This window comes from Streptomyces sp. NPDC054841, from assembly GCF_053611045.1.
Genome location: NZ_JBSGZO010000359.1, coordinates 1 through 8,893, shown reverse-complemented (window position 1 = coordinate 8,893; position 8,893 = coordinate 1). Strand labels below are relative to the sequence as shown.

Annotated in this window: 7 protein-coding genes, 1 tRNA gene and 1 pseudogene; 3 read left to right on the top strand and 6 right to left on the bottom strand. The window is 70.4% G+C overall.

Going from position 1 to position 8,893, the window contains the following annotated elements:
• Nucleotides 1-134 precede the first annotated feature (134 nt).
• The 4 genes from ACWGI8_RS32980 to ACWGI8_RS32965 all read right to left on the bottom strand — a co-directional run bounded on the left by ACWGI8_RS32980 (nt 135) and on the right by ACWGI8_RS32965 (nt 3,643).
• Nucleotides 135-740, bottom strand: a complete 606-nt coding sequence (locus ACWGI8_RS32980) for a 50S ribosomal protein L25/general stress protein Ctc (RefSeq protein WP_453666570.1) — start codon at nt 738-740, stop codon at nt 135-137.
• Between the two features lie 172 nt (nt 741-912).
• Nucleotides 913-1,887 carry a ribose-phosphate diphosphokinase gene (locus tag ACWGI8_RS32975; RefSeq protein WP_453666568.1) on the bottom strand — a complete coding sequence of 325 codons (975 nt, stop codon included), beginning with the start codon at nt 1,885-1,887 and terminating at the stop codon, nt 913-915.
• Between the two features lie 117 nt (nt 1,888-2,004).
• Nucleotides 2,005-3,453, bottom strand: coding sequence for a bifunctional UDP-N-acetylglucosamine diphosphorylase/glucosamine-1-phosphate N-acetyltransferase GlmU (gene glmU / locus ACWGI8_RS32970; RefSeq protein WP_453666566.1), 1,449 nt, complete (start codon nt 3,451-3,453; stop codon nt 2,005-2,007).
• Between the two features lie 118 nt (nt 3,454-3,571).
• Nucleotides 3,572-3,643 (bottom strand) — tRNA-Gln (locus ACWGI8_RS32965).
• Nucleotides 3,644-3,929: 286 nt separating this feature from the next.
• Between ACWGI8_RS32965 and ACWGI8_RS32960 the strand changes: the two genes are divergently transcribed.
• A complete protein-coding gene (locus tag ACWGI8_RS32960) occupies nt 3,930-5,246 on the top strand; it encodes a sensor histidine kinase (RefSeq protein ID WP_453666564.1) in 1,317 nt (438 codons plus the stop codon).
• A gap of 330 nt (nt 5,247-5,576) precedes the next feature.
• Here ACWGI8_RS32960 and ACWGI8_RS32955 read toward each other — a convergent pair whose 3' ends face one another.
• A complete protein-coding gene (locus ACWGI8_RS32955) occupies nt 5,577-6,071 on the bottom strand; it encodes an SUKH-3 domain-containing protein (RefSeq protein ID WP_453666562.1) in 495 nt (164 codons plus the stop codon).
• A 10-nt stretch (nt 6,072-6,081) separates the two neighbouring features.
• The gene (locus ACWGI8_RS32950) at nt 6,082-6,603 is read right to left on the bottom strand and encodes a YwqJ-related putative deaminase (RefSeq protein WP_453666561.1); all 522 of its coding nucleotides are present in this window, start codon (nt 6,601-6,603) and stop codon (nt 6,082-6,084) included.
• A 227-nt stretch (nt 6,604-6,830) separates the two neighbouring features.
• Here ACWGI8_RS32950 and ACWGI8_RS32945 point away from each other — a divergent pair, with 227 nt between their 5' ends.
• A complete protein-coding gene (locus tag ACWGI8_RS32945) occupies nt 6,831-7,808 on the top strand; it encodes an SMI1/KNR4 family protein (protein ID WP_453666559.1) in 978 nt (325 codons plus the stop codon).
• 8 nt (nt 7,809-7,816) lie between these two features.
• Nucleotides 7,817-8,893: pseudogene (locus ACWGI8_RS32940) on the top strand (SUKH-4 family immunity protein); the annotation flags it as partial.

Sequence of the window (8,893 nt, the reverse complement as noted above, 5' to 3'; positions counted from 1 at the left end):
CCCACGGGGCGGGGGCGTCGGCCGTCGTCAGGGCCGTCGCGTCTCCCCGCGCACCCGTACCTGTCCCCGAACCCCACCACCAACGGGGGGGGCGGGCCGGGGGGCCCCCCACCCCGTCAAGCAGAGCGTACGGCTCAGGCTTCGGTGGCCTCGGCGGCCTCGCCCTCGGCAGCCTCCTCGCCCTCGGCCGCCGGCTCCTCGGCCTGCGCGGCCAGGACCTGCAGGACGACAGCGTCCTCGTCGACGGCCAGGGTCACGCCGTTCGGCAGCGAGACGTCCTTGGCGAGAACGGAGGCGCCGGCCTCCAGGCCCTCGACGGAGACGGTGAAGGACTCGGGGATGTGGGTGGCCTCGGCCTCGACCGGCAGCGCGTTGAGAACGTGCTCCAGCAGGTTGCCGCCCGGGGCCAGCTCGCCCTCGGCGTGGACCGGAACCTCGACGCTGACCTTCTCGCCGCGCTTCACCAGCAGCAGGTCGACGTGCTCCAGGTAGCCCTTCAGCGGGTCACGCTGGACGGCCTTCGGGATCGCCAGCTCCTTCTTGCCCTCGATGTCCAGCGCCAGCAGGACGTTCGGGGTACGGAGGGCGAGCAGCAGGTCGTGGCCCGGCAGCGTGACGTGGATCGGGTCGACGCCGTGGCCGTACAGAACGCCCGGAACCTTGTTCTCGCGGCGGATGCGGCGCGCGGCACCCTTGCCGAACTCGGTACGGGTCTCGGTGGCGAGCTTCACCTCGGACATATGCACTCCTCGTATGCGGTGACGAACAGGAACGGTCACCCGGCCACGACTGGCCTGCTACGAAGAGCGCGTCGATAACGGACCGCCGTACAAATGAGTACGGCCTCCCTCGCCGAGCAACTTCGACAGTGTACTCGGCGGGGAGGCCGCCCCAGAAATCGATCTAGCTAGCTCACTGCTCCTCGAAGAGGCTCGTCACCGAACCGTCCTCGAAGACCTCACGCACCGCGCGCGCGATCGTCGGAGCGATCGACAGGACCGTGATCTTGTCGAGCTCCAGATTGCCCGGGTCGGGCAGCGTGTTCGTGAACACGAACTCACTCACCTTGGAGTTCTTCAGCCGGTCCGCCGCCGGACCGGACAGCACACCGTGCGTCGCCGTCACGATGACGTCCTCCGCGCCGTGCGCGAACAGCGCGTCCGCGGCCGCACAGATCGTGCCACCCGTGTCGATCATGTCGTCGACCAGGACACAGACCCGGCCCTCGACATTGCCGACCACCTCATGGACGGTGACCTGGTTCGCCACGTCCTTGTCGCGGCGCTTGTGCACGATCGCCAGCGGCGCGTCCAGCCGGTCGCACCAGCGGTCCGCCACACGCACACGGCCGGCGTCCGGGGACACCACCGTCAGCTTCGAACGGTCGACCTTCGCACCCACGTAGTCCGCGAGCAGCGGCAGCGCGAAGAGGTGGTCCACCGGGCCGTCGAAGAAGCCCTGGATCTGATCCGTGTGCAGATCCACCGTGAGGATGCGGTCGGCACCCGCGGTCTTCATCAGATCCGCGACCAGACGCGCCGAGATCGGCTCCCGGCCACGGTGCTTCTTGTCCTGACGGGCATAACCGTAGAACGGGAGGATCACAGTGATGCTCCGGGCCGACGCCCGCTTCAGAGCATCGAGCATGATCAACTGCTCCATGATCCACTTGTTGATCGGAGCCGTGTGGCTCTGGATCAGGAAGCAGTCCGCGCCACGCGCCGACTCCTGGAAGCGGACGTAGATCTCACCGTTGGCGAAGTCAAAAGCCTTGGTCGGCACGAGACCGACACCCAGCTGATGTGCGACCTCTTCGGCCAGCTCGGGGTGGGCGCGGCCGGAGAAGAACATCAGCTTCTTCTCGCCGGTCGTCTTGATCCCGGTCACAGGACAGTCTCCTCAGACGTGTTTCTCTGCCGCTGATCCGCCCGTCCCTTGTGCGGCGAGCCAGCCGAATCGTGTGCACGTATCACGGTACGCCGAGATTGACGCACCGGTTTCCGGTCAGCTTTCGGCGTCGACCTGCCTGCCCGCCTCCGCGGCAGCCTGCGCCGCCGCACTTCCCGGACGCTTACGAGCCACCCAACCCTCGATATTCCGCTGCTGGCCGCGGGCGACGGCAAGCGAACCGGGCGGCACATCCTTGGTGATGACGGAGCCCGCCGCGGTGTACGCGCCGTCCCCGACTGTGACAGGAGCAACAAACATGTTGTCCGAGCCCGTCTTGCAGTGGGACCCGATCGTCGTGTGGTGCTTCGCCTCGCCGTCGTAGTTCACGAAGACGCTCGCGGCGCCGATGTTCGTGTACTCGCCGATCGTCGCGTCACCCACGTACGACAGGTGCGGAACCTTCGTGCCCTCGCCGATCGTGGCGTTCTTCATCTCCACGTACGTACCCGCCTTGGCCTTCAGGCCGAGCTTCGTACCCGGGCGGAGATAGGCGTACGGGCCGACGGACGCCGACTCGCCGATCACCGCGCCCTCGGCCACCGCGTTGTCGACCCGGGCGCCCCTGCCGACGGTCGTGTCCCTCAGCCGGGTGTTCGGGCCGACCTCGGCGTCCTCCGCGACGTGCGTGGCGCCCAGCAGCTGCGTACCCGGGTGGATCACCGCGTCCCGCTCGAACGTCACCGTCACGTCGACGAGCACCGACGCCGGATCGACGACCGTCACGCCGGCCATCATCGCCCGCTCCAGCAGCCGCTCGTTCAGCAGCCCGCGGGCCTCCGCCAGCTGCACACGGTTGTTGATGCCCAGGATCTCCCGGTGGTCACCCGCGACCGAGGCCCCGACCCGGTGCCCCGCCTCGCGCAGGATCCCCAGCACATCGGTGAGGTACTCCTCGCCCTGGCTGTTGTCCGTACGCACCTTGCCCAGCGCATCCGCGAGCAGCTGCCCGTCGAACGCGAACACCCCGGAGTTGATCTCCCTGATCGCCCGCTCGGCCTCGGTCGCGTCCTTGTGCTCCACGATCGCGGTGACCGCACCGGTCGCCGCGTCCCGCACGATCCGGCCGTAGCCGGTGGAATCCGGGACCTCGGCCGTCAGTACGGTCACGGCGTTCCCGTCGGCGGCGTGCGTCGAGGTGAGCGCCGTCAGCGTCTCACCGGAAAGAAGGGGAGTGTCCCCGCAGACGACCACCACGGTGCCGTCGGGAGCCTGCCCGAGCTCCTCGAGCGCCATACGGACCGCGTGCCCCGTCCCGTTCTGCTCGGCCTGGAACGCGGTGCGCGTACCGGCGTAGTGCGTGGCGAGATGCTCCTTGACCTGCTCACTCGCATGCCCGACGACCACGACCAGCTGCTCCGGCTCCAGCTCGCGGGCGGCGGACACGACATGTCCGACGAGCGAGCGCCCGGCGATTTCGTGCAGGACCTTGGGGGTCTTCGACTTCATGCGGGTGCCCTCACCCGCTGCGAGGACGACGACGGCGGCCGGGCGGTTGGCGCTCACGGGAATGCCCTTCGGCTTCGATGCTTCGGGTGGGGGACACCCGAAGGATACCGGCACGTTTCAGGGGTGAAATGAGGGCGGGTCCTGACCGTGGAGGTCAGGACCCGGAAAGCAGCGGCTCCCCCGCCAGGACTCGAACCCGGACATAAGGCACCAAAAGCCTCAGTGCTGCCAATTACACCACAGGGGATGAAATCCGACGTAAGTGGACACCTGGTCAGTCCGCCGGACCGGCACCCAACACTATGCCGTACCAAGCCCCTTCCGTGCGACGGTAGAGATCGGCGCGGGCCTGTAAGTCGTCCTTCGCGTTCGGCCGCTTCGTCCACTCCGGAGGGGGCTCGTCCATCACGAGCCGGTTCAGGATGTCGTTCACCTGTTCGTGCGGTCGGTGTGCGTTGCGTCCGTGTTCGATGACGTTTCGTGCTGTTGCAGTCGCCGGAAAATCGGTCGCGCGTTTCCGTAGGCTGGGAGACATGACCACAACGGGGGCACACCAGGACGCTGCGGGCGGGGACGCCCGGGCCTGGCTGTGGTGGGGGCGGCGGCGCAGTGTCGTGTTGGACGTCGGGCTCGCGCTCGTGTCCGCGGTGGAGTGTGCGCTGGAGGGGGTCCGGTTCGCGGACTCGGCGGCGTTGCCGGTGGCGTTCGGGGTGGTCTTCGGACTGATCGCCGGGGCGGCGCTGGTGCTGCGGCGGCGGTGGCCGGTCGGTGTGGTGCTCGTCTCGATCGCGATCACGCCGGCCGAGATGGGCTTCCTGATGGGGATCGTCGGGCTCTACACGCTCGCGGCCTCGGAGGCGCCCCGCCGGATCATCGCCGCGTTGGCCGGGATGTCGCTGATGGGGACGTTGATCGTCACCTTTGTGAGGACCCAGCAGGACGTGGTCTCCGCGGACTTCGATCCGGGGCCCTGGTACGTGCCGGTGGTGTCCGTCGTGATGTCGATCGGGCTGACCGCGCCGCCGTTGTTGCTCGGTCTGTATGTCGGGGCGCGGCGGCGGCTGATGGAGAGCTTGCGGGAGCGGGCCGACAGTCTGGAGCAGGAGCTGTCGCTGCTGGCGGACCGTGCGGAGCAGCGGGCGCAGTGGGCGCGTACGGAGGAGCGGACGCGGATCGCGCGGGAGATGCATGACGTGGTCGCGCACCGGGTGAGTCTGATGGTGGTGCATGCGGCGGCGCTGCAGGCGGTGGCGTTGAAGGATCCGCAGAAGGCGGTGCGGAACGCGGCGCTGGTCGGGGACATGGGCCGGCAGGCGTTGACGGAGCTGCGGGAGATGCTCGGGGTGCTGCGGGCCGGTGAGGAGGCCGCGGCGCGGGCGGCGGAGCCGGTGCCGTTGGCGGCGGTCGGGGTGGCCGCGGCTGCTGCCGCCGCTGCGGCGGCGGGGGACGGTCCTTCGCTGGCCGATCTGGAGCCGCTGGTGGAGCAGTCCCGGCAGGCGGGGATGGCCGTGGAGCTGACGGTGCACGGCGAGACGCAGGTGTACCGGCCGGAGGTCGAGCAGACGGCTTTCCGGGTGGTGCAGGAGGCGTTGACGAACGTGCACAAGCATGCGGCGGGTGCGAAGACGTGGGTCCGGGTCGCTCATCGCGAGGCGGAGATCGCGATGCAGGTGGAGAACGGTCCGTCGGAGCGCGATGCGGCGGATGCGGGTCTGCCGAGTGGGGGGAACGGTCTGCTGGGGATGCGGGAGCGGGTGTCGGCGCTGGGCGGAGTGTTCGTGTCGGGCCCGACGGACGCGGGTGGGTTCCGGGTGTCGGCGGTGCTGCCGATGGATGCGCCGGCGGCGTAGGGCGTGTTGCGAAAGTAGCGCCGTCCGCCCGGAGGGCGGGGCCCGCGGCGTCTGGTGCGTGCGATCGCAAGGCGGTGGGGGCACCTCCCAGCGGTAGCTGGGGGAGATCATCCTCGTACTGGACGTACTTGGATGAGTCCGACAACGCAGCGTGGGGGCACCTCCCGTGCCCGAAGGGCTACGGGGGAGTGCGTGCGAGGCGTCGCGGGCCAGGCGGGACTTTCGCAACACGCCCTAGGCGCCGGGCCGGCCGGGCGGCCCGCCTGGCGCGCGGTTCCCGGTCTGCGCAGTTCTCGGTCCGTGTCGGTCGGGAGCCGCGGTCGGGTTGTCTCAGGATGTCGTCAGTCGTGCCGGCTGGGCGCCGGTGACCAGTGTGATGAGGGCCTGGTCCAGGTCCGGGCCGAGGTACCAGTCGCCGGTGTGGTCGAGGCTGTAGACGCGGCCTTCGGTGTCGATGGCGAGGACGGCCTGGGCGTTGCCCTCTTCTCCGAGGGGGGCGATTTCGGTGTCGAGGGCTCGTCCGAGGTCGCCGAGGGTGCGGGCGAGGTGGAGTCCGGCGAGCGGGTCGAAGCGTACGGCTGTGGGCGCCGTCTGCCGGCCGGGGCCGGGTGGGGCGAGGAGGAGAGTGCCGAATTCGGCCCAGGCTTCGACCGCGGCGGGGAAGACGGCGTGCCGGTGGCCGCCGGGTGAGACGTGGGAGCGCAGGGCGTCGGCCCAGTGCTCGGCCTGCTTGATGTCCCAGCGGCCCGGCTGCCAGCCCGCGTCGCGCAGTGCGGCGTCGACGGCGACGGGGAAGCGGGTGGTGCTGAGGGCGTGGTCGGGCATGGGCGTGCGTTCAGCCGTTCTCGGTCTGGGTCGGGTCGACGGTACGGACGCCGAAGTGGGCGAGCATCGCCGTACAGGAGCGGCAGGGTGCGGCGTAGCTGCCGTGGAGGGGGTCGCCGTCCTCGCGGATGCGGCGGGCGGTGAGTTTGGCCTGCTTGAGGGAGCGGCGTGCCTCGCCCTGGGTGAGGGGTTTGCGCTGTGCGCGTTTGGAACGGGCGGCGTCGGTGGCGGTGAGATGGCGGGAGAGCAGGATCGCTTCGGGGCAGCGGCCGGTGAAGCGCTCCCGCTGGCCGCTGGTGAGGGTGTCGAGGAAGTCCTGGACGAGGGGGTGCAGCAGGGGCGGCTGGTCGCCCTTGCCGGCGGTGCAGGTCAGGGTTTCGCCGCGCACGGAGAGTGCTGCGGCCACGGTCGGCAGGATTCCGTCGCGGCGGAAGCGCAGCGTGGGCGGGCGGCCGTCGGCCTCCGCGCTGCTCCAGCTGAGCCTGGGGTCACCTGTTGTGACTGATGGTGCCGTGTGCGGTGCCGTGTGCATCGTGCTGTTGCCCCTCCCTGCAATCCCCCGAGTTGCTGGGACAGCCTGCCAAATGGGGCGGCAGGTAAGGAAGCGGGGTGACTGAAACGTGAAACTGTGTCGCGCCGCCTTCGGCTCAGGGTCACACGGGAGTGACGGTTCGTTACGGAAGCGGAGGGGCGGTACTCGCTGTTGCCGCACCGCATAGGCTGTGGTGAACCAGCCAGACGCAGCAGGGGGCAACCGCCATGACGACAGGTCGGCTCGGGCAGCAAGCCGCGCCACCGAACGCGGCCTACGCCGGGCAGGTCGTGCACTTCCCGGACCCGGTCAGGGCCGCTCGTCACCCCATGGGTGTACGAATGGATGAAAACGGCTTTCCGGACTTCTCGCCGTATGCGCGTGCCGCCGCGGAGATCGCCGAGCCCCCTGAGGGTTTCGGCGTCGACGAACTGCGGCTCACCGACTACGTATCGGCGAACGCCGCGCTGCACGCCGACGGTCATGAGCTGTGGGACACCATCCCGGCGGTGGCGACGCCGCACGGCTGGACGTGGCACCACGTCGCGGGCGGCCGCCGGCTTGAGCTGGTGCCGGTGGAGGTGAAGGCGCTGCTGCGCCATCACGGCGGTATGGCATCGACCGCGGTCGATCACGCCAAGCGGGGTACGCGTCCGCTGCAGGAGACCCGGCCCGCGCACTTCGGCCTGCCCAAGGGGGCGGTGTCGGTGACCGAGCAGCAACTGCTGGGTGTGGAAGAGGACTTGGGGTACCGCCTGCCGGGCGCTTACCGCTCCTTCCTGAAGGCGGCGGGCGGGTGTGCGCCGGTGGGGGCCGCGCTCGACGCGGAGTTGGGGCTGCTGATCGACCAGCCGTTCTTCACGGTGCGTGAGGAGGCCGCGGTCAATGACCTCGTGTACGTCAACAAGTGTCTGCGGGACCATCTGACGAAGGACTATCTCGGTGTCGGTTTCGTCCAGGGCGGGCTGCTGGCGGTCAAGGTCCGGGGCAGCGATGTCGGTTCGGTGTGGTTCTGCGCGTACGACGACGCCCGCGACCAAGACGGTTTGACGGTCACCGACCGCGTGGAGCGGCTGTTGCTGCCGTGCGGCGAGGACTTCGACGTGTTCCTGTCCCGGCTGGCGGGCAATCCGCCCGAGTTGGAGACCGTGGCGAACCTGATGGTGGACGGCGGCTTCGCGCGCGCCGTTCCGGTGGGGGAGTGAGCTTCTCGATGGTGACCTTCGCGCAGGCGCAGGAGCGCGCGGAAGAGTGGGTCAACGGCGATGTGCCCGCGTACCAGCATCGTGAGGTGCGGGTGCGGGAGTTCGAGCTGGGCTTCGTGGTGTGGGCGGAGGACCGTGCGGACGGTCCGACGTCGGACGGCGGGCGGCAGCGACTGGTGATCGCCCGGGACAGCGGGGAGGCCACGCTGTGGCCGGGGCTGCCGGTGGGTGAGGTGATCCGTCGTTACGAGGAGGAGTACGGCACTCCGGACGTGGCGGCGGCGCCGGTCGTGGCGCAGCCGGAGCGGATCGACCTGAACCAGACGTCGTTCCTGCTGAGTCCGCCGGAGTGGCTGCAGGACGCGGCGGACAAGCTGGGCATTGCGGACCAGCGCGCGGGTGCCGGTGCCGGTGCGGGTGCGGGGGCTTCTGCGGCGGCGCCTTCGGCGGGCGCCGATGTGTCTGGTGGTGGTACCGCTGGCCGTGGCTCGCATGTCGGCGGTGATGCCTGGCCGGGCTCGGCGGCGCCCGCTTCCGTACCGACGCCCGAGGCCTCCCCGGCCCCGGCGGCCGGTGGTCCGTCGCAAGGCGCCCCGACCGCAGGCACCGGTGCGGATCCCTCTTCCGCGGCTCCCGTACCTTCCGTGCCCGCGCCGTCGACGCCCGCGGCCGGCTGGCCTGCCGCCGGCCGTGGCGACTACGAGCCCACCGCCTCCGACGGGGTGCCCGCGGCGCCCGGGCAGGGGACTCCGTGGGCCGGGACCGACACGAATGCCTCGGCGGAAGACGGTTCCGTGCCGCTGCCGGCGACGGTGTTCGCGCCGCCGCTGGCCGGTAGCGACGAGGACGACACCCCGCCGCCGTCGGTGGGTGCGGACGCGCCGACCGCGCTGATGTCGGGCGGCAGCCAGCTGCCGCACACCGCCGTTGCCCCCGTGCTCGACCCACAGGTGCCGGGGCCGCAGGCGCCGGGACCGCAGCCTTCGGGGCCGCAGCCGTCGGCCGGTGACATCGCCGACGCCGCGACCAGCAAGGCCGCGCTGCCGCCGCGTGCTTCGCGCGGCGGCGGTCCGACGACTCCGCCG